Source organism: Stenotrophomonas sp. LC732 (assembly GCF_052446685.1).
Classification (GTDB): Bacteria; Pseudomonadota; Gammaproteobacteria; order Xanthomonadales; family Xanthomonadaceae; genus Stenotrophomonas; species Stenotrophomonas muris.
The window spans coordinates 4,455,226-4,477,537 of record NZ_CP199214.1 but is presented as its reverse complement, the minus strand read 5'-3'; the positions used below and the strand labels follow the sequence as shown (position 1 = coordinate 4,477,537).

Genomic DNA, 22,312 nt, shown 5'->3' with positions numbered 1-22,312 from the left:
GCTATGCTGGGCACCCTGAGTCCGTGGCGGGTATCGACATGCGCTTGCGCTCCTGTGCCGTTCTTGTCCTGGCTGCGTTGCTGGCTGCGTGCAGCAGCACGCCCCCGGTCGCCGACACGACTACGGCCGCTCCTGCGCCGGAAGCCAGCGAGGCCTACCGCGAAGCACGTGACGTCGACTGCCAGGCCGCTGGCGGCACGCTGCAGCGGCTCGGCCGCCTGCAGCGCGAGCAGTGCGTGATTCCCTATGCGGACGCCGGCAAGGCCTGCAGCCGCAAGAGCGACTGCACGGGCCAGTGCCTGGCCGGAGCCGAGGTGGCCGCCGGCAGTGCCGCCACCGGTACCTGCCAGCGTGATGTGCGCCAGAACTTCGGGTGCCGCCAGCGCATCGATGATGGCAAGGCGCAGGGCACGATCTGCGTGGACTGAATCCTGCCTGTAGAGCCGAGCCCACGCTCGGCTGCCATACCATCAGCCGAGCATGGGCTCGGCTCTACAACAGCGCGCGCGGCGCTATGCTGGTGGGCCATTCCCCGCCGTAGCCGGAGCCCCCGCGTGAGCACCCCGATCCAGGACATTCCCCTCACCACCATCGACGGCCAGCCGTCCTCGCTTGCCGACTACCAGGGCAAGGTGCTGCTGCTGGTCAACGTCGCCTCCAAGTGCGGCCTGACCCCGCAGTACGAAGGCCTGCAGGCGCTGTATGCGGAAAAGCACGCGCAGGGCCTGGAAGTGCTGGGCTTCCCCGCCAACAACTTCCTTGGCCAGGAGCCGGGCAGCGAGGCCGAGATCCAGCAGTTCTGCCAGCTCACCTACGATGTCAGTTTCCCGATGTTCTCCAAGATCAGCGTGGCTGGCGAGGATACCCACCCGCTGTACCAGCAGCTGACCGCCGCGCAGCCGCAGTCGATCGGCGAAGGCCCGCTGCGTGAGCGCCTGGCCAGCAAGGAGATCCCGATCCATCCGGCACCGGCGGTGCTGTGGAACTTCGAGAAGTTCCTGGTCGGCCGTGATGGCAAGGTCGTCGCACGCTTTGCCCCGGACGTGGCCGCCGATGACGCGCGCCTGCGCGAGGCCATCGAGGCCGCGCTGGCGGCCTGAGCACGGCGTGCCAACCAGGGTTGGCATCCACCGGAAAAGAAAAACCCCGCCGAGGCGGGGTTTTTCATGCACCGTCGCACGGCCTCAGTGGGTCCACTGCGGCATCGGCATCGCATCGACCGGGATCGGCGAATTGGCATCGTCATGGCCGCGGTCGCGCTTGCTGCGCAGATCGTTCTCGATCTGGTAGTTGCGGCGCTGCATCCAGGCATCGCGGACCAGGGCGTATTCGTCCACTGCGGTGTCGCGCAGATCGTCGATCGCCAGCAGCTGTGCGCGGGTGTCGACCAGCTGCAGGCCCTGCAGGCCGATGCGGATCTTGTCTTCCTCGACGCGCCGGATCGGCGACAACGGGATGTCACCGGCCAGGCCGAACACGTCGCGTACGGTACGCGGGCCGAAGAACGGCAGTTCCACGTAGCGCGAACGACGCCAGCCCCAGGCACCCAGGGTCTGGCCGAAGTCTTCATTGCGACGCGGCACCATCGCCTTGCTGGCTGGATCGAACAGGCCACCGATGCCCAGCGTGCTGTTCATCAGGAAGCGGCCGAGGCTGTCCCACGCATCGGCACCACGGCCCTGCAGCAACTGGTTGGTGATGGTCACCGGCGCACGCAGGTTGCTGAAGAAGTTGCTGACGCCGGTGCGCGCGAAGCGCGGCACCACATGGGTATAGGCGGTGGCCAGCGGGCGCGCCACGCCGCGGTCGACCGCATTGTTGAAGGTGTGCACCTTGCGGTTGAACGGTTCCCACGGATCGTAGGCCGCCGCGTTGCCGGTGTTGCCGGTACCACCATAGAGGGCGTCGAAATCATCGTCGCCGGCGGCGGCGGTGGACGCTGCGGCCTTCGGTGGCCTGGCCTCTGCGCCCTGCGGCGCAGCCGTCGGCGCTGAAGCGGTGGGCTCGGCAGGGTTGGCCACGGAGGCGACCGGAGCAGCGTCGACCCCGCCGGTGTCGGCCGTTGCGGCCGGAGCAGCGGGGCCGGGCGCAACCACGGTGCTGGCGACCGGTGCATCGCTGCGCGCGGGCTTGCCGGCACAGGCGGTCAGGGCGGTGGCCAGGAGGATCAGGGGGAAAGTGCGTACGACGTTCATGTCAGCTCGCAGCAGAAGTAGCGTTGAAATCCAGGTCGGGCGACAGCCGGTAGGCTGCGCTCAGCTCGTTGAAGCCGGCGGGCGCGCCGGAAATGGCCAGCGCATGGCCCGCCTTGCGTGCACGGGCCGCCAGCTCGGCCAGCAGCGCCAGGCCGGCGCTGTCCACGCGCTCGACCTCACCCAGCTCCAGCCGCGCCAGCTTGGCCGGCAGGGCCTGCAGCTGCGGCCACAGTGCGATCACCGCGGCACGGTCAAGCACCCCGCGCAGGCGCAGGGTGTCGCCTTCCAGCAGCGCAAGTGCGTTACTTGCCATTGCCCGCGGGCCCGGCCTGCATGCTGCCGCTGTGCAGCTCGCTGGCCACCTGCTTGATGCCCTTCTGGCGCAGCGGGGTATCGAACTGGTTGCGGAAGGTCTGCACGTAGGAGATGCCTTCGATGTTGACGTCGAAGATCTTCCACTGGCCGTTCACGTTGCGCATCCAGTATTCGACCGGGGTCGGTTCGTTGCCGGCGCGCACCAGTTCGGTGCTCACGCGCACGCCACGGTTGCCCGGCAGCGGGCTTTCACCCTTCAGGCGGAAGCTCGGCTTGCCCTGGATGTTGAGCAGGGTCGAACCGTAGCGCTGCATCAGGCTGTCGGCCATGGCATCGGCGAACAGCTTGATGTCGGCATCCGAGGCGCCGCGGGCGTGCGGGCCCAGCACCAGGCGCGCGGCATAGTCGCGATCGAAGGTGCGGTTCAGTTCGCTGTCGATGTAGCTGCGCAGGCTGGCCGGGTTGCTGCTGAACTCGCTGCGGCGCTGCTGCAGGGTGGTGAGGATGCGCGTGCTGGCATCGATCACCACCTTGCCGGCCTGGCCCTGCGCCGCGGCAGCGGCGGGGGCGGTGGACTGGGCCTGGGCGAGGAATGGAGTAGCCGCCAGCAGCGCCGAGGCGAGCAGGGCCGGGATCAGTTTCATCTTCATGGTTGCGGTTCCGTTGCAGGCGCCTGCGCGCCATCGTTGGGCTTCTGGCCTGCGCCACCACCGGCGCCGCCACTGAACATGTACTTGCCGACCAGCTGGATCAGGTCCACCGCCGGCTGGGTGAAGACGATCTCGTCACCGGCCTTGAGCACGTCCGGGTCACCGCCCGGCTGCAGACCGATATAGCTCTCGCCGAGCAAACCACTGGTGAAGATGCCGGCCGAGGTGTCCGCCGGCAGGTCCTTGACCTTGCTGTCCATGCGCAGGGTCACGATGGATTCGAACTTCACCGGATCCAGGTCGATCGAGGCGACCTGGCCGACGGTGACGCCGCCGATCTTCACCGGCGCCTGCTTGCGCAGCTGGCCGACCTGGGAGAAACGCGCCTTCAGCTCGTAGCCCTGGCTGCCCCAGCTCCAGCGCTGGTTGGTCGAGGCCACGGCCAGCACCATCAGCGAGGCCAGGGCCAGCAGCAGGAAGGCGCCGACGGAGAATTCGAGTCTGGGACCGCGGATGGCCATGTGGATTACCTGATCGAGTCGTGGTGGCCGCGCGCGCCTGCGCACCGCCGGTGGAGGGGTTAGGTGAACAACATTGCCGACAGCACGAAGTTGAACATCAGTACCAGCAGCGAGGCGTTGACCACCGCACGGGTGGTCGCCACCGAGGTGCCCTCGATGGTCGGCTCGGCGTGGAAACCAACGTAGGCGGCGACCAGCGCGGCGGTGCCGCCGAAGATCGCCGACTTCAGCATCGCCACGCCGAAGTCATCCCAGAAATCGACGCTGTTGCGCAGCGCCGACCAGAACACGCCATTGTCCAGGCCCAGCACGTGTACCGCTTCGAAGTAGCTGGCACTGATCGCCAGCGAACAGAAGATGCCGGTCAGCAGGGGCACGGTCAGCACCGCCGCCCAGAAGCGCGGCGCCACGGCCTTGGCCACCGGGTCGATCGCCATCAGCTCCAGTGCCTTGATCTGGTCGGTGGCGCGCATCAGGCCCAGTTCGGCGGCGATCGAGCTGCCGGCGCGGCCGATGAACAGCAGCGCGGTCAGCACCGGTGCCAGTTCGCGGTACAGCGACAGGCCGAGCAGGGTCGACAGCGCGTCGGCCGCACCGAAGGTGGTCAGCGTGCGGTAGCCCTGCAGCGTCAGCACCAGGCCGACGAAGGCGCCACCGACGGCGATGATCGGCAGCGAGCGCGCGCCGATCTTGTAGATCTCGCGGGTCAGTTCGGCCAGGAAATCACGGGTCGGCAGCGAACCACGCAGCACGGTCAGCGAGAACAGGCCGGCGCGGCCGAGCGAGCGGGTGGCTTGGACGAACGGCATCAGGCGACCCTCGCGCGCGGTGCGGCATCGAACGGGATGGGGCCGTCAGGCTGGCCGTGCAGGAACTGCCGCAGCAACGGGTCCTGGCTGGACTGCAGCGCCTCGGGCGTGCCCTGGAACACGATGCCGCCATTGGCGATGGCGATCACCTGGTCGCAGATCGGCAGGGTCTCGTGCACGTGGTGGCTGACGATGATGCTGGTCAGGCCCAGGCTGTGGTTGAGGCGCTGGATCAGGCTCATGATCACGCCAGAGGCGATCGGGTCCAGCCCGGTCAGTGGCTCGTCGTAGATCATCAGCGGCGGGTCCAGCGCCAGCGCGCGGGCCAGCGCGACGCGGCGCGCCATGCCACCGGACAGCTCGCGCGGCCAGGCATCGGCAGCGGCCAGCAGGCCCACCGCATGCAGCTTCATTTCCACAAGGCGGCGCAGCACGGCGGTCGGCAGGCGGGTATGCGTGCGCAGCGGCAGCGCGACGTTTTCGGCCACAGTGAGGTCGGTCAGCAGGCCGTTGCCCTGCAGCAGTACCCCCACACTCTTGCGCATTTCCAGCAGCGCGCCGCTGTCCTGCGGAATCGGCTTGCCGAACAGGGTGACCTCGCCAGCCACCGGGCGCAGTTCGCCGGTCAGTGCCGCCAGCAGGGTCGACTTGCCGCTGCCGGACGGACCCAGCACGGCCGTGATGCTGCCTTTGGGCACCTGCAGCGACACGTCGCGCAGGATCGTGCGCCCGCTCCGGTCGATGCGGACGTTGGATAACTGCACCAGACTGGAGGTGGAAGCCGACATGGGCACCATTAACGTTTTTTAGACATCGAAGGATCGGGCCCGTCGGCTGAACATAAGCAGACTGGACGGTCCAGTATTGTGGCACGGCAAGATCCCTGCCAGGCCGGGATAATCGGCCGGCAGCCCGGAACAATCCGTACCGGCGATGGGCCGGCCATTGAATACTGCCTGCCGTGCTGCACACTGTGCATGATGAGTGACCCGGGCAGCGATTTCCGCCTCTACCATTCCAACTCCCTGGACGTGCTGGCCGCGCTGCTGGCGCGCAACGTGCGTGCGCCGGTTGCGGGTCAGCCGCTGCTGGCGCCGGAGGTGGTGCTGATTCCGCAGGTGGCGATGCGGCGTTGGCTGCAAGCAACACTCGCTGCCGAATATGGCGTGGCCGCCAATCTTGAGTTCCTGACCCCGGGCGAGTTCGTTGCCCGTGCACTCAACGCCAATGTGCCCGGCGAACGCGACGACCTGGACGCGGCCGGCCTGCACTGGAAGGTGTACCAGGCACTGCGCGACCCGGCGTTGCTGGCGCAGCCACCGATGCGCGCGCTGCAGTCCTATCTTGCCGGTAGCGATGCATTGAAGCCGTGGGCGTTGGCCGGTGAACTGGCGTCGGTGTTCGAGAAGTACCAGGCCTGGCGCCGCGACTGGCTGCTGCGCTGGGAGGCCGGCGCCGACCCGGCCGACCCGCAGGCCATCCTCTGGCGCAGCATCGCCGCTGGCCACGACTACCGCGCGCGCCGCATCCAGGCTTACCTGGACCGCTTCGAGGGCGCCGGCCAGCCGTTGCCGCAGGGCCTGCCACCACGCATGTCCGCGTTCGCGACGCTCAACATCTCGCCCGATGTGCTGCGGGTGATGGCCACCCAGGCGCGGGTGGGCGAGCTGAACTTCTATATGCCCACGCCGGTGCAGTCGTACTGGGGTGACCTGCAGACGCTGGCCGAGCGCCTGCGCAGCGGCGCGCCCGATCCCTTCGGTGAAGCGGCCGGTGAGAACCGCCTGCTGGAAGCCTGGGGCGCGGCCGGGCGCGATTTCATGGCGGTGCTGGGCAGCTACGAGGTGGTGCACCCGGCCGGCGAGATTGCCGCGTATTCGGATCCGGAGGACGACACCCGGCCGACGCTGGCCGAAGGTGGACTGTCCGACAGCCTGCTGCATCGCCTGCAGCGCGATCTGTTCCACCGCCGTGCGCTGCCCTCGGGCGAGCTGCGCGACGGGCTGCGCAGCGACGATCCCAGCCTGCAGGTGCATGCCTGCCATACCCGCCTGCGCGAACTGCAGGTGCTGCACGACCAGCTGCGCAGCCTGCTGCAGGACCCGCGCTTCGACCCGCCGCTGCAGGCGCGGGAGATCGCCGTGCTTGCACCGGACATCGACCCCTATGTGCCGTATCTGGAAGCAGTGTTCGGCGGCCGTGGGGGCGAGGACGAGCACATTCCCTATGCGCTGGCCGACAGCAGTCCGCTCGCCGGCGAGCCACTGGCCGACGTGTTCGTGCACCTGCTGGGCCTGCCGGTCTCGCGTTTCGGCCTGAACGAAGTGCTGGACCTGCTGGCCAGCGCGCCGCTGGCCGAAGCGGCCGGGCTGGAGGCGGTGGACTTTGATCGCCTGCATGGCTGGCTGCAGCAGGCTGGCGCACGCTGGGGCCTGGATGCGAAGCACCGCAACCAGCACCAGGCCCCGGCCGACGACGCCTACACCTGGCAGTTCGCGCTGGATCGCCTGGTGCTCGGTCATGCCACCGGCAGCGAGGCCGACCTGGCCGGTGTTGCCCCGTGGATCGAGCTGGAGGGCGGCGCATTGGACGCCCTGGACCGGCTGCTGCGCCTGTTGCGCGTGTTGGCGGTCTACCAGCGCCGCCTCGGCGAACTGCTGACGCCGGCGCAGTGGCGGCAACGCCTGCTGTCGCTGCTGGACGCGCTGCTGCCGACTGCGCCCAGTTCGCCCAACAGCCAGCGTGCCCTGGAGCGCCTGCGCAAGCTGCTCAACCAGTTCGCCGATGATGCCGCCAAGGCCGGCTTCACGGACGGGGTGCCGCCGGAGGTCGTGCGCGCGCACTTCGCCGGAGCACTGGGCGAGGCCGATACGCGCGCGCCGCTGCTGACCGGTGGCATCAGCTTTGGCCGCATGGTGCCGATGCGCCTGCTGCCGTTCCGGGTGATCTGCGTGCTCGGTCTCAATGATGGCGATTTCCCGCGCCGTGACCCGGCTGCCGGTCTCAACCAGCTTACTGCCGAGCTGGACACGCCGCGCCGCCGGCCCGGCGACCGCTCCACCCGCGAAGACGACCGCTTCCTGTTCCTGCAGCTGTTCGCCGCCGCGCAGGAGGTGTTCTACCTGAGCTACCTCGGTGCCGATCCGCGCGATGGCAGCGCGCGTGAGCCGTCGGTGCTGGTCAGTGAACTGATCGATGCCGCCGCTGCGTATCACCTCGATCCGCCTGCGGCGGTCCGCGACTTCACCGTGCGCCACGCACTGCAGCCGTTCTCTCCGGCGGCGTTCGGTGACGGTGATCCACGCCGCTTCAGCTATCGCCGCCAATGGCATCCGGCCGCCGGTCGCCTCACCGGCGCGCGCGGAGGCCTGCAGCCGTGGTTCGATGCCGCGTTGCCGCCGCTCGACGATGCGGTGGAAGACGACGTTGCACTCGATACCCTGCGCCGCTTCCTGTGCGATCCGGCCGGGCAGTTCCTGGCGCAGTCGCTGGGCCTGCGCCTGGCCGACGATGTCGAGGAGGTCGATGACCTGGAACCGCTGGTGCTGTCCTCGCGCGGGCCGGAAAAGCGCAGCGTGCAGGCGGCGGTGGTACGCGCCACGCTCAGTGGCGATACCGAGCCGTTGTATCCGCGGCTGCGCGCGCGTGGCCTGCTGCCGTCGGGCCCCCTGGGTGAGCGCCAGTTCGAGGTGGAGCAGTTGAAGACCCGCCCGTATGCCAGTGCATTGCTGGGCTGGATGCGGGGCGAGCCGCTGGAAAGCCGCCGCTATGAAGTGGAGATCGATGGCGTGCGCCTGCATGGCCGTGTGGCCGATCGACACCCCGACGGGCTGGTGCGCCTGCGCGCTGGCACCCTCAATGGCACTGCGGTGATCCGCCAGGGCCTGGATTGGCTGCTGGCCAACGCTGCCGGCGATGCCCTGCCGCTGGTGCAGTTCCATGATGGCGGCGACGCCGGTCCCGGCCCGCATGTACTGCCGGCACTGAGCGCTCCTGCTGCACGCGCGGCATTGCGCGCATTGCTGCAGTTGCGCCAACGCGGACTGCGTGAACCGCTGCGCTTTGCCCCCTACACCGGCTGGGTGCTGTACAACGCGCCGGCCGAAAAGCAGCGCAGCGAAGGCTGGAAGCAGTGGCACGGCAGCGACCGCAGTTGGGGTGAATCCAGCAGCGACGCCTGGCAGCTGCTGCTGCGCGGTGCCGATCCATTTGCCACCGACGCCGGCTATGCCGATCTGCTGTGCAACAGCCAGGTGGTCTTCAGCGCGGTGCGCGAAGGCCGCACCCTTGGCGCCGATGCACGCCAGGAGGGCAGCACATGAGCACCGCCATCGTCGATGAGGACTCCCAGCGCATGGCGGGCGATCCCTATCTGGCCCTGCCGCTGGATGGTATCCGCCTGATCGAGGCCAGCGCCGGTACCGGCAAGACCTTCACCCTGGCCACGCTGTTCACCCGCCTGGTGGTGGAGCAGGGCCTGCGCATCGGCCAGATCCTGGCGGTGACCTTCACCGATGCCGCCACCCAGGAACTGCGCAAGCGCATCCGCGAGCGCCTGTCGCTGGCCGCGCGCCTGGTCGATCTGGAACCGGCCGAGGGCGAAGCACCGGACACGAGGCTGACCCGCCAGGTGCTGCAGCGCCATCTGCAGGGGGGCACCGAGAGCGCCGCCGCACTGAAGCGCCGCCTGCAGGTGGCCGCCGATGAGATCGACCTGGCGTCGATCTTCACCATCCACGGCTTCTGCACCCGCGTGCTGCGCGAGCATGCGCTGGAGAGCGGCCATACCTTCGATCCGCCGGAACTACTGGCCAGCGACCGTGAGCTGTTGGAGGAACTGGCGGCCGATCTGTGGCGGGTGCACGCCAACGACGCGGCCACGCTGGAGCCGCTGACCTGGCTGTGGTCCAACCCGGACGCGCTGGCCACCGATCTGCGCGCGTTGCTGGCTGCGCCGCCTCTGCGCCCGTTGCCACGGCCGGTGGCGCTGGCCGATCCACAGCCGGCATTGCGGGCCGCCGCCACCGAACTGCAGCAGGCGCTGCGCGGGCATGGCGAGCAGTTCTTCATCGACCTCTGCGATGCCGTCGACAACAAGTGGATCAACGGGGTGTCCTACAAGCTGGGTTGGCTGCACACGCTGGGCCGGCAGCTGCTGGCCTGGGCCGAGCGGGGCGACCCGCGCGAGCTGCTGGCCAGCGAGCGCCTGCCGGCACTGCTGCCGGAGGTGCTGGCCGACAAGACCAACAAGAAGTTCCCCGACCGCACGCCGTCGTCGCCAGTGCAGGTGCCGTTGGCGCGCTATGTCGCGCTGCTGGCCGAACGCGATGCCTGGCTGCGTGGTACCGCGCTGAATTTCCTGCACGCGCTTCGCGCCGAAGCCATGCAGCGCCTGCAGGCGCTGAAGCGCACGCGCCGGGTGCAGACCTATGACGATCTGATCGATGGCGTGGCACTGGCCCTGGAAGGCCCGCAGCGGCTGCCGCTGGTAAGGCAGCTGCGCGCGCAGTACCGCATTGCGCTGGTCGATGAGTTCCAGGACGCCGATGATCGCCAGTGGAACATCTTCCACACCGTGTTCGGCAATTCGCCGGAGGTGCGCGAACTCGGCCTGGCACCGGCGCTGTTCCTGATCGGCGATCCCAAGCAGGCGATCTACGGGTTCCGCGGCGGCGACATCCACACCTACCTGAAGGCCAAGCAGGTGGCGCAGCAGGCGCCGGTGCTGGACCAGAACTTCCGCTCGCGACCGTCAGTGCTGCGCGCGTTGCAGGCGCTGTACGACAACGGGGGTGAGGACGCCTTCCTCGAGCGTGACATCCAGTTCGAGCCGGTGCGTCCCGGTGGCGTGCGCACCGATGAGGACTATCTGCACGACGGCCACGCCGCCAAGGCACTCACCCTGCGCGTGCTGCGCAGCGGGGGTGACAAGGCGATGAGTGCCGATGCCTCGCGTGAGGCAGCGACCCAGGCCTGCGTGGCTGCGATCCACCAGGCCCTGGTCGAGGCGCGTGCGGGCAAAGCGGTGTTGCGTGGGCGCCCGGTGCAGCCTGGTGATATCGCGGTGCTGGTGCGCTCGCATCGCGAGGCGACGCTGGTGCAGCGCGCGCTGGCTGCGGTGGGCATACCCGCAGTGGCGGCGGGCAAGCAGAGCCTGTTCGCCACCAGTGAGGCACGTGATCTGCGCGCGCTGCTGCTGGCGCTGCTGCAACCGGCAGACGAAGGCCGCCTGCGTGCAGCGCTGGCCACGGTGTTGCTGGGCCAGCGGGCCAGTGCGATCGCGGCGATGGAGCGCGAGGGCGACCTGCAGCGCGGGTTCCAGGCGCAGCTGCTGCACTGGCGCGAGCGCTGGCAGCGCGGTGGTCCGTTCGCGGTGATCGCCGATGTCTGTGCCGCGCACGGCGAACGCCTGCTGGCGCTGATCGACGGCGAGCGCCGTCTGACCAACTACCTGCAACTGGGCGAACTGCTGCAGGAAGCCTCGGCGCAGGCGCTGGGCATGCATGGCCTGCTGGACTGGCTGCAGGGGCAGATGGCCAGCGCCGACCAGGATGACGAGCAGCAGTTGCTGCGCCTGGAATCGGATGCGCGCCGCGTGCAGATCATCACCCTGCACAAGAGCAAGGGCCTGGAGTATCCGCTGGTGTTCCTGCCCTTCGTCGGCATCGACGGCGGCGCACCGAACACCGCCTCGCACTGCACCGTGCACGTCGATGGCCAGCGCCAGCTGCACTGGAAGCTGGACAGGGACGAGGCCTGGGAAGCGGCCAGCACACAGCGCGAGCGTGAGCAGCGGGCCGAGGATGCGCGCCTGTTGTATGTGGGACTGACCCGCGCCGAGCATGCGCTGTGGATCGCCGTGGGTGATCTGGCCGGGCTTGGCAAGACGCGCCTGGCGCCGCTGCTGGGCGACCTGCAGGCGCTGCGCGCGCACGCCGACGTGCACATCGATGACAGTGAGACAGTGGCCGCGCTGCCGCAGCTGGCGGCCGAAGTGGAAGGGGATCTTCCGGCAGTGCGTGCACTGACCCGGCGCGTGCCGCACGACTGGTGGGTGTACAGCTTCACCCAGCTGGCGCATGCCGACGCGGGCGCTGGCAGTGATATTGAAGCCGCCGCCACCGAGCTGCCGGCGCCCGCCGCCGACGAACCCGCGGGCCCGGAACTGCCGCTGGAGCCCGCGCTGCCGGAACCCGCCGCCGTCGAAGACAGCCCGCCGGTCGACCCGCGCTTCATGGGCAGCCGCTTCGGCAACGTGCTGCACGAGGCGATGGAGAACGTCGACTTCGCTGCGTGGGGGGGCTGGCAGCCGGGCCTGGAAGCGCCCGAGGGCCAGGCCGAGGTGCTGCGCAAGGCGCTGCACGATGAAGGCTATGCCGACGTCGACCTGGACGATGGCGTGGCGGTGCTGGTGCCGTTGGTCGGCCACACGCTCACCGTGCCACTGCCCGAGGGCGGTGCGCTGCACAGCCTGGGCGAAGGCGAGCGGCGCGCGGAAATCGACTTCCATTTCGCCATCGAACCGACCACGGTACCGGCGCTGTTGCAGCTGCTGCATGCACATGGGGTTTCCAGTGCGCGTCGCGGCTTCGGCCAGCGCCGCCGCCTGGAAGGGCTGATGACCGGCATGATCGACCTGACCTACGTGCGCGACGGGCGCTGGTACGTGCTCGACTACAAATCCAACCGGCTGCCCGGCTACAGTCCGGACCTGCTGGCCATTGCCATGCGCCACAGCGAGTACGACCTGCAGGCGCTGATCTATACCGTGGCCTTGCATCGCTGGCTGCGCTTCCGTCTGGGCGCGGCCTACGATTACGAGCGCGACATGGGGGGCATCCGCTACCTGTTCTGCCGCGGCCTGGATGCAGCCGGCAACGGCGTGCATGTGGACCGCTTCCCGTTCGCGCTGGTGGATGCACTCGACGCGCTGTTCGCAGGTGGCGAGCAGGCCCAGGCCGAACTGGCCGCACGTGCCCGTGGGGCCAGCGCATGAGCCTGCTGAAGGAACTGCACCAGAAGGGCCTGCTGCGCACCCTCGATCACGCGTTGGCGATCAGCCTGCAGCGGTTGCGCGACGACACGCCGGACAGTGTGGCGCTGGCGGCCGCGCTCGCCTCGCTGGCGGTGTCGCAGGGCCACGCCGGGTTTGATCCGGCACAGCCGCAGCGGTTGCTGGACGGCGTGCCCGAGTGGCCTGCCGCGCAGGACTGGCTGGCGCAGCTGCGCGCATCGCCCTGGGTAGCGACGCCGGAGCAGGCCGATGCCATCGCCGAGGATGCGCCGCTGGTGCTGGAGAACGGCCTGCTCTACCTGCGCCGCTATCGCGAGTACGAGCGGCAGTTGGCGGCCGGGCTGCAGCGCATCGGCCGGCATCCGCTGCCGGCACCGGACATGGCCGCGCTGGCACCGTTGTTCGCGCAGCTGTTCCCGCAGGCACTGGGCAGCGAGGATCACCAGGCACGCGCCGCCGGCGTGACCCTGCGCCATCCGCTGGCGCTGGTCACCGGCGGTCCCGGCACCGGCAAGACCACCACCATCGCGCGGCTGTTGCTGCTGCTGGCCGCACAGGCCCGGCACGCTGGCCAGCCGCTGCCCGAGGTGGCGCTGGCCGCGCCCACCGGGCGCGCCGCCGAACGCATGGCCGAGAGCCTGCGGCTGGCCGTGCAGCGCCTGCAGGAGCACGGCGTGGACCCGGCGCTGTGCGCGGCACTGCCCAGTTCCGGCACCACCCTGCATCGCCTGCTCGGCGTGATCCCGGATTCGCCGCGCTTCCGCCACCACGCCGACAACCCGCTGCCGGTGGACGTGGTGGTGGTCGACGAAGCCTCGATGATCGATCTGCCGATGATGGCCAAGCTGGTCGATGCGATCGCCAGCGGCACGCGGCTGATCCTGCTCGGCGATCCCGACCAGCTGCCGTCGGTGGAGGCCGGCGACGTACTCAGTGCGATCCTGCGTGCCAGCGGTGATGGCATCGGCACCCGCGCCGATGACGCGCAGGCGCTGCGTGGATTGCTGGCGCCGTCCACGCTGCAGCCCCAGGCCGAACCGAACACCTTCGCCGGCCGCCGCGTGCAGCTGCAACGAGGGTACCGGCAGAGCGATGCACTGGTGCTGGCCCCGTTGGCAGATGCCGTGCGCGAGGGTGACGCCGTCGCCGCTTTGCAGCTGCTGCGCGGCGGTGAACTGGCAGGCGTGCATTTCCATGAAGGCGAGGCAGACCCGCTGCGCGGCCAGCGCGAGCACCTGCTGGGCCATTGGCGTGCGTTGGCCGACGCCGCCGATCCGGTGCTTGCCCTGCAGCAGGCCGGGCGCCTGCGCGTGCTGACCGCGCTGCGCGAAGGCCCGCAGGGCGCGCGTGGCCTCAACAGCCGTATCGAGCAACTCCTGGCGGGCAACACCCCGGGCTACTTCCAGGGCCGCCTGCTGCTGGTGACCGAGAACAGCTACCGGCACCGCCTGTTCAACGGCGATATCGGCATCTGCCTGCGCGACCGCAGCGGCGCGATGGTGGCCTGGTTCCCCGGCGACACCGTCGAGCAGCCGCGCGCCTTCCACCCGGCGGCACTGCCCGCGCACGAAAGCGCCTTTGCGATGACCGTGCACAAGGCACAGGGCTCGGAGTTCGATGAAGTGTGGTTGCAGCTGCCACGCCAGGACAGCCGTGTGCTGTCGCGCGAACTGGTCTACACCGGCCTCACCCGCGCCCGCCAGGTGCTGCATGTGGCGGGCAGCGCAGAGGTGCTGCAGGCAGCGTTGAAGCGGCATGCCAGTCGGTTGGGTGGCCTGGCCTGGCGGCTGGGTGCGGAAGACGTGGTTGAAGCACCAACGCGCGCCGAACAGCCCACGGTGCAGGGCCAGTTGTTCTGAATCGGGGTCGGATCCCCTTCCCACCGGGAATGGGCTCTAACCCCGGTCGCCCCGATGTCGCATTTGCCCTTTGATGACGCCGTCGGCGCTACCTATCCTGCGTTGCTACCCCACGACACAGGAACCGGCACATGGCACTTATCGCCCTGGATGACCCGCGCTGGGCCGAACTGCAGCATGCCTACGGGGCTGCGGATGACATTCCGGAGTTGCTGGCGAATCTGAGTATTCCGAAGGGTGAAAGAGCGGACGACGATCCGATTGAAGATACCTGGGAGGAACTTTGGAGCAGCTTGTGCCATCAAGGGGATGTCTACAGCGCTTCGTTTGCGGCTGTGCCGCACATTGTTGATGCGCTTCTGCAGCAGCCAGAGCTCTTCATGTTTAACTTCATCGAACTGCCGATCACAATCGAGATAGAGCGACGAGAGGCCGAAATCTCGATTCCTGAACTCGTGGAGCCTGAGTACTCGGAAGCGTTTCAAAGCCTCGCACGCTTCGCCGCAAGCGTAATTCTTGATAAACATGACAAGAGTATGAGTTCAGCGTTGCTGACAGCGCTTGCCCTGGTCCATGAGAACACAGGTGTCGCGCGGATGCTTGGGCAGATAACCGCTTACGAGGCTGACGAAGCGGTTGATCTGTTCCTGAATCGCTAGCCAGAAGCAGTCGAGCATGGCTCGACTCTACAAAAGCGTACTTCGATCATTCCGACGTTCATCCACGCATGGCGTGGATCTACCGTGTCGACCAAGGTCGACACCCACCAGAGCAGAACGCCGCGCCGACAGATCGCAGGAAACTGTCGAAGGCGGGGTGGGTCCGGTTGCGGGGGCGTGAGCCGCATGGATGCGGTGACCGAGCTTACAGGGATGTACTTGCAGCGTCCCCCGCAACCGGACCCACCCCGCCAACCCACGGAATGCAGGCTTTTGCCGCTGACGTTGACGTTGATTCGGCAGGTGCAGGGCGCAGCCCTGCCGCCACACCTATTCCGCGATCAACACCAGCCCATCCGGGAACACGATCGCCGCTTCATCGGCACTCACATCGAAGAAGCCCACGCCGTGCTTCTCGGCCAGGTCCTGCACGCGGCCATGCGCACGCTCGGCCACCGAATAGGCAAACGCACCGTAGATCACCTGCCGGCCGATGCTGTACTCGGTCACCTCGGCGCGGTCGTCATCGTCGTTGCTCAATGGACCGTTCAACGGCGGGAAGTCCTGCGCCATCTCCGCGAACCACGCCTGCAGCGCCGCGCTGCTGACTGCCGGGTCGTCGTACTCGTGGCGCTCGTTCCACTGCGTCTGCTTTTCGAACCAGGCGATGAAGGCTGCCGCCTCGCGTGGCGCGGCGCTGGCCTCGAACACCATCATGTCGTAACTCATTGGAGCTTCCTGTGCAGAGCAGGGGTCAGCGCCTTCGCCGGCGGCGAAGGATCCGACCCCGGCAACGGGGGCTGTGGACGCACAGGGTATCGCGCTACGGCTGTTCGGCTGCACTCATGGCCAGGCCCGGCGCCAGCGCCTTCGCCTCCGGGAACAGCGCGAAGCGCAGGCCGATCAGGCCCATCAGCGCCTCGTCGCGTGCCTTGCAGGCGGCTACGCTGCCGACCCGTCCCAGCGAGGTATCCAGCCGCTCGCGCAATGCGTCGGCCGCCACCATCGGCTTGCGTGCGGCAATCTGCCGCCGGTAGTGCACGGCGACCTCTTCCAGGATGTGCTCGACCGCTTCGCGGCTGCGCTCGGGCAGTTCCAGCCGCGCGCGGCGCAGCTGCAGGATGTTCAGGCCGATGCGTGCTTCATTGAGCATGTCCACCGAGGCGATGTCGCTGCCCTCCGGCGTCGCCGCCAGGCGCGGCGCGAGCAGGCCCAGCAGGTCGAGCATGCGTGCGGCGAAGCGCTGGCGGTCCTGCTGGCCGCGCCCTTCGGCGGCCTCGGCCAGCGTGGTCCAGCCCTGCCGCACCAGCCGGCGCGCGGTCCACTCGGCACCCACCGAACGGAACAGGCGGGTCATCACCACCGCAAAGCCAATGCCGATGAACATCGCGATCGACGAGTTGAGGAAGGTCTGGATGTTGGCGCTGTAGGTGTTCTGCAGGCTCAGCAGCGCGGCCAGGTTCACCGTCAGCGGCAGTGCGAACAGCGCGCTCTTGGGGTGGTGCAGCATCAGCCCCAGCGGCAGGAACGCCACCGCCAGCACCAGCGCCAGCAGGCCGAAGTCGTGCACGGCCGGGAACACGCCGAACAGGTACACGCCGGCCACCACCGAGGCGACCATGGCCCACACCAGGAACGACACCATGCTCGGTGCCGGGTCGTCCTGCGCGGCGAAGAACGCCGCCGTCACCGCCGCCATCATCGCGCCGTTGCCACCGCCCTCCCAACCCAGCGCGATCCACAGCACGCAGTAGCTCATCAGTGCCACGCCGGCACTGAGCGCGGAGAACAGCGCCATGCCGTAGTCGACGTGCTTGTCGGCGGCCACGCGTTCGGTACGGATGCGGTAATGCGCGCGGTCCAGCGGCGCGGTGCCGTGGTCGATGGCGTGCTGCAGGGTGCGGCAGTCCTGCCACAGGTCCACCAGTTCCTCCAGGCGCAGCAGCAGGCTGGCCAGCTGCAGATGCTGCAGGTCGCGGTCCACCTGCGGCTTCAGCGCGCTGATGCGCGCGCGCAGGCGGGCGTATTCACTGGCGTTGGTCGGGCCATCCAGCCAATCGTGGATGTCATCGACCAGCGCCGGCAGCCCTTCGGGCAGGGCCTGGCCGTCGCTGCGCAGCGCACTCAGGCGATCGGCAATCGAGGACAGCACTGGCAACAGCAGCAGCATGCGCTCACGCAGGCGGTCCATCGACACCGCAGACCCGGCATGGCGCGGATCATCGCGGCGCAGGAATTCGATCAGTGCCTCGAACTGCACCAGGTCGGCGGCCAGCCGGTTGCGCGGCGCGTGCGCGCGTCCACGTTCAAGGATCTGCCGGCACCACTGCGCGGCGTCCTCCATCCAGTTGCCGATGCGCGCGCGCAGCATCGGGCGTACCGAGGCCGGGAACAGCAGCGAAGCGGCCAGCACCGCCACGACCGTGCCGAGGATGATCTCCTCGCTGCGTGCCACCACCGTGTCGAAGATGGTCTCCGGCGAAGTCACCGCAGGGAAACCGATGAAGGCGGTGGTGTAGCCGGCCAGCAGGAACGCGTAACCGCGCGGGCCGCGGTTGAGCAGGGCCATGAACAGGCAGCCGGCCAGCCAGATCGACATCGCCGCGCTCAGCACCAGCGGCGTTTCCACCAGCGCCGGCAGCACCAGCAGGGTGGCCAGGCCGGCCACCAGGGTGCCAACGATGCGGTACACGCCCTTGGCGCGGGTCGGGCCCAGCAGCGGCTGGCTGACGATGTACACCGTGCCCATCGCCCAGTACGGGCGCGACAGGTTGCCGGCCATGGCGATGTACAGCGCGGCCACCGCGGCCAGGTAGGTCTTGATCGAGAACAGCCAGGCCTGGCGGTCGGTCAGCGCGTTCATGGTTTACTTCGCTGCGGTCGAGGCGTTGGGCGCGGTGGCGCTTGCCTGCCAGCCACCGCCCAGCACCAGGAACAGATGGATCTGGTCGCGCGAGACCTGCGCTTCGGCGGCCGCCAGGGTGGCATCGCTGGTGGCCAGGCTGCGGTCGGCATCCAGGCTGGACAGGTACGGCGTGCGGCCACCCTGGTACAGCCGGCGGTTCTGCTCGGCGGCCAATGCGGCCTGTTCCTGCGCAGTGCGCAGCGACTGCAGCCGGCGCAGGTCCTGCGCGTAGCGGTCCAGCGCGGTCTGGGTCTCGCGCAGCGCCTGCAGCACGGTGTGGTCGAACTCGGCCAGGGCCGCATCGGCGCCCGCTTCGGCAGCGTGGATGCGTGCGTGCGTGCCGGACGACGGCAGCGTCCACGAGATCAGCGGGCCGATCGACCACTGCTGGGTCATCGGCGTGCCGAAATCCTCCAGCAGGCCGGCGGCACCGAGCGAGGCCCCCAGGCGGATGTCCGGATACAGCTCAGCGGTGGCGACGCCAATCCGCGCGGTGGCCGAAGCCAGCTTGCGTTCGGCCTGGCGCACGTCCGGGCGGCGCTGCAGCAGTGCACGGCCATCACCGACCGGCAGCGGCTGCGCCAGGCCGGGGGCGTGTGCACAGTCGATCACGCCGGCCGGCAGCTGGCCCGGGGTCTGCCCGAGCAGGGCGGCCAGCGAATAGGCGGCCGCCGAACGCTGCGCGCGCAGCGGCGGCAGCGCGGCTTCCAGCAGCGCGACCTGGGCATTGGCGCGGGCCAGTTCCGGCGGCGTGCCACGGCCAGCCGCGATCAGGCGCTGAGTGACCGTACGGCTGCGTTGCTGCAGCTGCAGCGAATGTTCGGCCACGTGCAGCTCGTGGTTGGCGTGGCAGATTTCCAGATAGCTGTCGGCCACCTGCGCGACCACGCTGACCTGGGCCAGGTCGCGCGCGGCAGCAACGGACTGCTCGTCGGCACGCGCTGCCTCGGCGCCGCGCTTGAGCTTGCCGAACAGGTCGAACTGGTAGCTGACCGCGAACTTGCCATCGGCCAGGTTGATCACCGGCAGCTCGTGCTCCTGCAGGAACGATTCGGCCGACAGCTGCGCGCGGCTGACCCCGGCCTCGGCCTCGTACTCGAAGCCACCGGCGTCCAGCGCCTGCTCGTACACCGCCGCGGCACGGCGCAGGTGTGCATCGGCGGCCTTCAGCTCGACGTTGTCACGCAGCGCCTGCGTGATCAGGCCGTCCAGCACCGGGTCGTTGTACAGCGACCACCAGCGGTCGGGCAGCGCCTGGTTGGCGGCCACCTGCGGGTTCTGCGTATCGATGAAGGCCGCATTGGCCTGCGGGCGCTTGAAGGCCGAGCCTTCCGGCAGGGCGTAATCCGGGCCGACGGTCTTGCAGGCCGCCAGGCTGGCCAGCGCAACGATCAGGCCGAGACGGGGCAGGGCGGCGTTCACAGGCCCGCCTGTGTCGGCGCAGTGCCGGCCTTGTCGGTGTGCGGATGGCGGCCGGTGTCCACGGTCACCGTGGCGGTACGGCCGGCGATCAGTTCCACGCCCTTGGGTACTTCGTCGATGGCGATGCGCACCGGAATGCGTTGTGCCAGCCGCACCCAGTCGAAGGCCGGGGTCACGTTCGGCAGCAGGGTGCTGCCGTTGCTGCGGTAGCGGTCTTCGATGCCGGCGGCGATGCTCTCCACATGGCCACGCAGCGGGGCCGACTCGCCCATCAGGCGGATGTCCACGCGCTGCCCCGGGGCCACGCCGCGCAGGCGGGTTTCCTCGAAGTAGCCATCGATGCGGAACGAGCCGGTATCCAGCAGCGCCAGCACCGGCTTGCCGGCTACCACGTAGTCGCCCACGCGCAGGGTGCGGTCGTTGACCCGGCCATCGGCCGGTGCGCGCACTTCGGTGCGGCCCAGGTTGAGCTCGGCCAGGTCGACCGCCGCCTGTGCGGTGGCCAGCGCAGCCTGTGCGGCCTGCAGCTTGGCGCGGCGCACTTCGGCGTCCTCGGCGGCGACCAGGTCCTGCAGGCTGCGGTCACGGCCGATCTCGCGGCGCAGCTGCGCCACCGATGCCTGGCGCTCGGCCAGGTTGGCGCGGGCCTGCTCCAGCGCGATGCGGTAGCGGGCGCGGTCGACCACGAACAGCAGGTCACCCTTCTTCACCGCCTGGTTGTCGGCCACCTGCACCGTTTCCACCAGCCCGGACACGTCCGGCGCCACCTGCACCACGTCGGCGCCGACATGGGCATCGCGGGTCCACGGCTCATCCATGTAATAGACCCACAGCTGGCGCAGCACCAGCAGGGCGATGATCACGGCTGCGCTGGTGAGCAGCACCGGCAGGGTCTTCTTCACGATCTTGTTCACGATTGCATCCAACGCAGGAGGTGGAACAGCAGGCCAAGCACGATCCCGTACAGGGCCAGGTTGAACAGCGCCGGGTGCCATACGTGGCGATAGGCGCCGGCACGCTGCAGCAGCGCGTGCAGGCCGCTGTTGACCAGGTAGGCCAACAACATCAGCCCGAGCAGGGTCGGGACGAACACTCCGTGGAGACTGAATTCACCGGGCATCGGTAGGGGCGGGGGCGAGGTGGGGGAGGGGAGGAACAACGAAACAACAGAAACGGGTAAAAGCCGCTGGCGTGTGCACGGCAGCGGCGGTATTCGGGGGCAGCGGTCTTACGTGATGCGGTCGGCGGCCTCGGCCAGCAGGCGCCATGCCTTCAGCACGGCGTGCAGTTCATCCATGGAAAGCTCGCCGAACACGTCCTGGCGCAGGCCGATCAACTGGTCTTCCAGCTCGCTGACCAGCGCATGGCCCGCGTCGGTCAGCCACAGCAGGTTGGCGCGGCGGTCGCTGGCGTCGCTCTCGCGGCGGACCAGGTCGCTGGCGCACAGCTTGTCCAGCAGGCGCACCAGGGAAGGACCCTCCATGCCCAGCTGCTGGGCCAGCGCCACCTGGCGGATGCCACCGCCGGAGCGGCCGATCATCAGCAGGGGCATGGTGCAGGCGGTGGAGATGCCGTAGCTGCCGAGCCGGCTGTCGGCCAGGCGCTGCCACTGCCGCCCTGCGTACAGCAGGCCGGAGCTGAGCTGCATCTGCAGCACGGTGCGCTCGTCGAGGGGTCGGTCCATAAGAGATAGATAGGATACTACTAATTTCATTCCTATCAATAGGTATTGCTGAATGGGTGGGCAGGAATACTGAGGAAAGCGTTGCGCCCGCTTGGTGTCGGGTGGGGCAGCGGGGGCCGGACGGTGCAGGACACGCCGCAAGTACGTCCCTGTAGGCTCGGCCGCGGCATCCATGCCGCGGACGGTCCTGCCCCGCCCGGCCCCCGCTGCCCTCCCATCACCCCGCGAGCGCGGTGGGTTGGCTCTTTAAAGGCAGGAGCAGTGCGGACCAACGGCCCGCACCCACCGCAGCAGCGGCCCGCGGTGCTTCCGAAGCCATGAACCCCCGCTTTTGCCCCCGCTTTCGGGCGGTCCGGCCGCGCCCGCAGGAAACCGTCGGAGAGGGGGAGGGGCAGGCCGGGCAGGACCGTCCACGGCATGGATGCCGTGGCCGAGCCTACAGGGACGTACTTGCGGCGTGTCCTGCCCGGCCTGCCCCTTCCCCCTCTCGCTCAGCAGCGACGAGGCGCCGGAAGAACCCCCCGATGAACCGTCCCAACAGGACGACCCACCCCCCGGTCGGGTACGATGCTCGCCCCCCGTTCGGGACGCTGTACGCAATGAGCAAGAACAACGAAAAGGCCGCCCCGCAGGGCGACGTGACCCAGGACCAGGCCGAGGATGCCGTGCGCACCCTGCTGCGCTGGGCCGGTGAGGACCCGTCCCGCGAAGGCCTGCTGGATACCCCCCGCCGTGTCGCCGAAGCCTATGGCGACTGGTTCAGCGGTTACCGCGACGACCCGCGCGCCTACATGGAGCGGACCTTCGAGGAAGTGGCCGGTTACGACGAACTGATCGTCCTGCGTGACATCGAGTACGAAAGCCACTGCGAGCACCACATGGCGCCGATCATCGGCCGCGTCCACGTCGGCTACCTGCCGGCCGGCAAGGTGGTGGGCATCAGCAAGCTGGCCCGCGTTGTCGAAGCCTACGCCCGCCGTTTCCAGGTGCAGGAGAAGATGACCGCGCAGATCGCCCAGTGCATCCAGGATGTGCTGCAGCCGATCGGCGTCGGTGTGGTCGTCGAAGGTGCCCACGAATGCATGACCACCCGCGGCATCCACAAGCGCGGCGTCAGCATGGTCACCTCGAAGATGCTGGGCAGCTTCCGCGACGACGCGCGTACCCGCGCCGAGTTCCTGCGCTTCATCGAAGTGGGCGGCAAGCGCTGAGCCGCTTGACCGCACTGCGCCGTCCTCTGCGGGCCGGCATGCCCACGGCTGCCCGCGCGGCCGCCGCG

General features: G+C 68.9%; 19 protein-coding genes. 7 read left to right on the top strand and 12 right to left on the bottom strand.

Going from position 1 to position 22,312, the window contains the following annotated elements; translation table 11 throughout:
- The first annotated feature begins 38 nt into the window (after nt 1-38).
- Both ACT6SE_RS21050 and ACT6SE_RS21045 read left to right on the top strand, forming a co-directional pair.
- On the top strand, nt 39-428 hold the full coding sequence (locus ACT6SE_RS21050) for a hypothetical protein (protein ID WP_041863989.1): 390 nt from the start codon (nt 39-41) through the stop codon (nt 426-428).
- A 126-nt stretch (nt 429-554) separates the two neighbouring features.
- Nucleotides 555-1,100 (top strand): glutathione peroxidase, encoded by a 546-nt coding sequence (locus tag ACT6SE_RS21045; RefSeq protein ID WP_014648938.1) that lies wholly within the window; start codon nt 555-557, stop codon nt 1,098-1,100.
- A gap of 84 nt (nt 1,101-1,184) precedes the next feature.
- On the opposite strand, the gene ACT6SE_RS21040 is transcribed toward ACT6SE_RS21045, so the two are convergent.
- The 6 genes from ACT6SE_RS21040 to ACT6SE_RS21015 are packed head-to-tail and all read right to left on the bottom strand — an operon-like array spanning nt 1,185 to nt 5,278.
- Nucleotides 1,185-2,195: an MlaA family lipoprotein gene (locus ACT6SE_RS21040; RefSeq protein ID WP_046433375.1), complete on the bottom strand. Its 1,011-nt coding sequence runs from the start codon at nt 2,193-2,195 to the stop codon at nt 1,185-1,187.
- A gap of 1 nt (nt 2,196) precedes the next feature.
- Nucleotides 2,197-2,508: an STAS domain-containing protein gene (locus ACT6SE_RS21035; protein ID WP_014648936.1), complete on the bottom strand. Its 312-nt coding sequence runs from the start codon at nt 2,506-2,508 to the stop codon at nt 2,197-2,199.
- Nucleotides 2,498-3,160: an MlaC/ttg2D family ABC transporter substrate-binding protein gene (locus ACT6SE_RS21030; RefSeq protein ID WP_046433372.1), complete on the bottom strand. Its 663-nt coding sequence runs from the start codon at nt 3,158-3,160 to the stop codon at nt 2,498-2,500. The genes ACT6SE_RS21035 and ACT6SE_RS21030 overlap by 11 nt, the downstream gene beginning before the upstream one ends.
- Nucleotides 3,157-3,681, bottom strand: coding sequence for an outer membrane lipid asymmetry maintenance protein MlaD (gene mlaD / locus ACT6SE_RS21025; protein ID WP_014039020.1), 525 nt, complete (start codon nt 3,679-3,681; stop codon nt 3,157-3,159). The genes ACT6SE_RS21030 and mlaD overlap by 4 nt, the downstream gene beginning before the upstream one ends.
- Before the next feature lie 59 nt (nt 3,682-3,740).
- Nucleotides 3,741-4,490, bottom strand: coding sequence for an MlaE family lipid ABC transporter permease subunit (locus ACT6SE_RS21020; protein WP_005414955.1), 750 nt, complete (start codon nt 4,488-4,490; stop codon nt 3,741-3,743).
- Complete coding sequence (locus ACT6SE_RS21015) at nt 4,490-5,278, bottom strand: ABC transporter ATP-binding protein (RefSeq protein WP_014648934.1); 789 nt, start codon at nt 5,276-5,278, stop codon at nt 4,490-4,492. Before ACT6SE_RS21015 ends, ACT6SE_RS21020 begins: the two co-directional genes overlap by 1 nt.
- 189 nt (nt 5,279-5,467) lie before the next feature.
- On the opposite strand from ACT6SE_RS21015, the gene recC reads away from it, so the two are divergent.
- The 4 genes from recC (at nt 5,468) to ACT6SE_RS20995 (ending at nt 15,022) form a co-directional block, all read left to right on the top strand.
- Nucleotides 5,468-8,812 (top strand): exodeoxyribonuclease V subunit gamma, encoded by a 3,345-nt coding sequence (recC, locus tag ACT6SE_RS21010; RefSeq protein ID WP_444811052.1) that lies wholly within the window; start codon nt 5,468-5,470, stop codon nt 8,810-8,812.
- Complete coding sequence (gene recB / locus ACT6SE_RS21005; RefSeq protein ID WP_046433366.1) at nt 8,809-12,486, top strand: exodeoxyribonuclease V subunit beta; 3,678 nt, start codon at nt 8,809-8,811, stop codon at nt 12,484-12,486. Before recC ends, recB begins: the two co-directional genes overlap by 4 nt.
- A complete protein-coding gene (gene recD / locus ACT6SE_RS21000; RefSeq protein ID WP_046433363.1) occupies nt 12,483-14,363 on the top strand; it encodes an exodeoxyribonuclease V subunit alpha in 1,881 nt (626 codons plus the stop codon). Before recB ends, recD begins: the two co-directional genes overlap by 4 nt.
- A gap of 131 nt (nt 14,364-14,494) precedes the next feature.
- Nucleotides 14,495-15,022 carry a hypothetical protein gene (locus ACT6SE_RS20995; protein WP_046433360.1) on the top strand — a complete coding sequence of 176 codons (528 nt, stop codon included), beginning with the start codon at nt 14,495-14,497 and terminating at the stop codon, nt 15,020-15,022.
- Between the two features lie 330 nt (nt 15,023-15,352).
- Here the strand turns inward: ACT6SE_RS20995 and ACT6SE_RS20990 are convergent, their stop codons facing one another.
- From ACT6SE_RS20990 to ACT6SE_RS20965, 6 genes are all read right to left on the bottom strand, one after another.
- Entirely contained in the window at nt 15,353-15,751 is a 399-nt protein-coding gene (locus ACT6SE_RS20990; RefSeq protein ID WP_046433354.1) for a hypothetical protein, read from the bottom strand.
- Between the two features lie 94 nt (nt 15,752-15,845).
- Nucleotides 15,846-17,885 carry an FUSC family protein gene (locus ACT6SE_RS20985; protein ID WP_046433350.1) on the bottom strand — a complete coding sequence of 680 codons (2,040 nt, stop codon included), beginning with the start codon at nt 17,883-17,885 and terminating at the stop codon, nt 15,846-15,848.
- Between the two features lie 3 nt (nt 17,886-17,888).
- Nucleotides 17,889-19,349 (bottom strand): efflux transporter outer membrane subunit, encoded by a 1,461-nt coding sequence (locus tag ACT6SE_RS20980; protein ID WP_032955852.1) that lies wholly within the window; start codon nt 19,347-19,349, stop codon nt 17,889-17,891.
- The gene (locus tag ACT6SE_RS20975) at nt 19,346-20,263 is read right to left on the bottom strand and encodes an efflux RND transporter periplasmic adaptor subunit (protein WP_049420768.1); all 918 of its coding nucleotides are present in this window, start codon (nt 20,261-20,263) and stop codon (nt 19,346-19,348) included. The genes ACT6SE_RS20980 and ACT6SE_RS20975 overlap by 4 nt, the downstream gene beginning before the upstream one ends.
- On the bottom strand, nt 20,260-20,469 hold the full coding sequence (locus ACT6SE_RS20970; RefSeq protein WP_010487502.1) for a DUF1656 domain-containing protein: 210 nt from the start codon (nt 20,467-20,469) through the stop codon (nt 20,260-20,262). The genes ACT6SE_RS20975 and ACT6SE_RS20970 overlap by 4 nt, the downstream gene beginning before the upstream one ends.
- A 108-nt stretch (nt 20,470-20,577) precedes the next feature.
- Nucleotides 20,578-21,033, bottom strand: a complete 456-nt coding sequence (locus ACT6SE_RS20965) for a MarR family winged helix-turn-helix transcriptional regulator (protein WP_012481667.1) — start codon at nt 21,031-21,033, stop codon at nt 20,578-20,580.
- A 599-nt stretch (nt 21,034-21,632) separates the two neighbouring features.
- Here ACT6SE_RS20965 and folE point away from each other — a divergent pair.
- Entirely contained in the window at nt 21,633-22,244 is a 612-nt protein-coding gene (gene folE / locus ACT6SE_RS20960; protein WP_004141296.1) for a GTP cyclohydrolase I FolE, read from the top strand.
- Nucleotides 22,245-22,312: the final 68 nt, after the last annotated feature.

Bases quoted from the DNA above. Each gene is read 5' to 3' on its own strand.
- ACT6SE_RS20990 (WP_046433354.1), bottom strand. From the start codon at position 15,751: ATGAGTTACGACATGATGGTGTTCGAGGCCAGCGCCGCGCCACGCGAG.
- ACT6SE_RS21050 (WP_041863989.1), top strand. From the start codon at position 39: ATGCGCTTGCGCTCCTGTGCCGTTCTTGTCCTGGCTGCGTTGCTGGCT.
- ACT6SE_RS21035 (WP_014648936.1), bottom strand. From the start codon at position 2,508: ATGGCAAGTAACGCACTTGCGCTGCTGGAAGGCGACACCCTGCGCCTG.
- recB (WP_046433366.1), top strand. From the start codon at position 8,809: ATGAGCACCGCCATCGTCGATGAGGACTCCCAGCGCATGGCGGGCGAT.
- ACT6SE_RS21040 (WP_046433375.1), bottom strand. From the start codon at position 2,195: ATGAACGTCGTACGCACTTTCCCCCTGATCCTCCTGGCCACCGCCCTG.
- recC (WP_444811052.1), top strand. From the start codon at position 5,468: ATGATGAGTGACCCGGGCAGCGATTTCCGCCTCTACCATTCCAACTCC.
- ACT6SE_RS21020 (WP_005414955.1), bottom strand. From the start codon at position 4,490: ATGCCGTTCGTCCAAGCCACCCGCTCGCTCGGCCGCGCCGGCCTGTTC.
- recD (WP_046433363.1), top strand. From the start codon at position 12,483: ATGAGCCTGCTGAAGGAACTGCACCAGAAGGGCCTGCTGCGCACCCTC.
- folE (WP_004141296.1), top strand. From the start codon at position 21,633: ATGAGCAAGAACAACGAAAAGGCCGCCCCGCAGGGCGACGTGACCCAG.
- ACT6SE_RS20995 (WP_046433360.1), top strand. From the start codon at position 14,495: ATGGCACTTATCGCCCTGGATGACCCGCGCTGGGCCGAACTGCAGCAT.
- mlaD (WP_014039020.1), bottom strand. From the start codon at position 3,681: ATGGCCATCCGCGGTCCCAGACTCGAATTCTCCGTCGGCGCCTTCCTG.
- ACT6SE_RS21015 (WP_014648934.1), bottom strand. From the start codon at position 5,278: ATGTCGGCTTCCACCTCCAGTCTGGTGCAGTTATCCAACGTCCGCATC.
- ACT6SE_RS21030 (WP_046433372.1), bottom strand. From the start codon at position 3,160: ATGAAGATGAAACTGATCCCGGCCCTGCTCGCCTCGGCGCTGCTGGCG.
- ACT6SE_RS20985 (WP_046433350.1), bottom strand. From the start codon at position 17,885: ATGAACGCGCTGACCGACCGCCAGGCCTGGCTGTTCTCGATCAAGACC.
- ACT6SE_RS20965 (WP_012481667.1), bottom strand. From the start codon at position 21,033: ATGGACCGACCCCTCGACGAGCGCACCGTGCTGCAGATGCAGCTCAGC.
- ACT6SE_RS20970 (WP_010487502.1), bottom strand. From the start codon at position 20,469: ATGCCCGGTGAATTCAGTCTCCACGGAGTGTTCGTCCCGACCCTGCTC.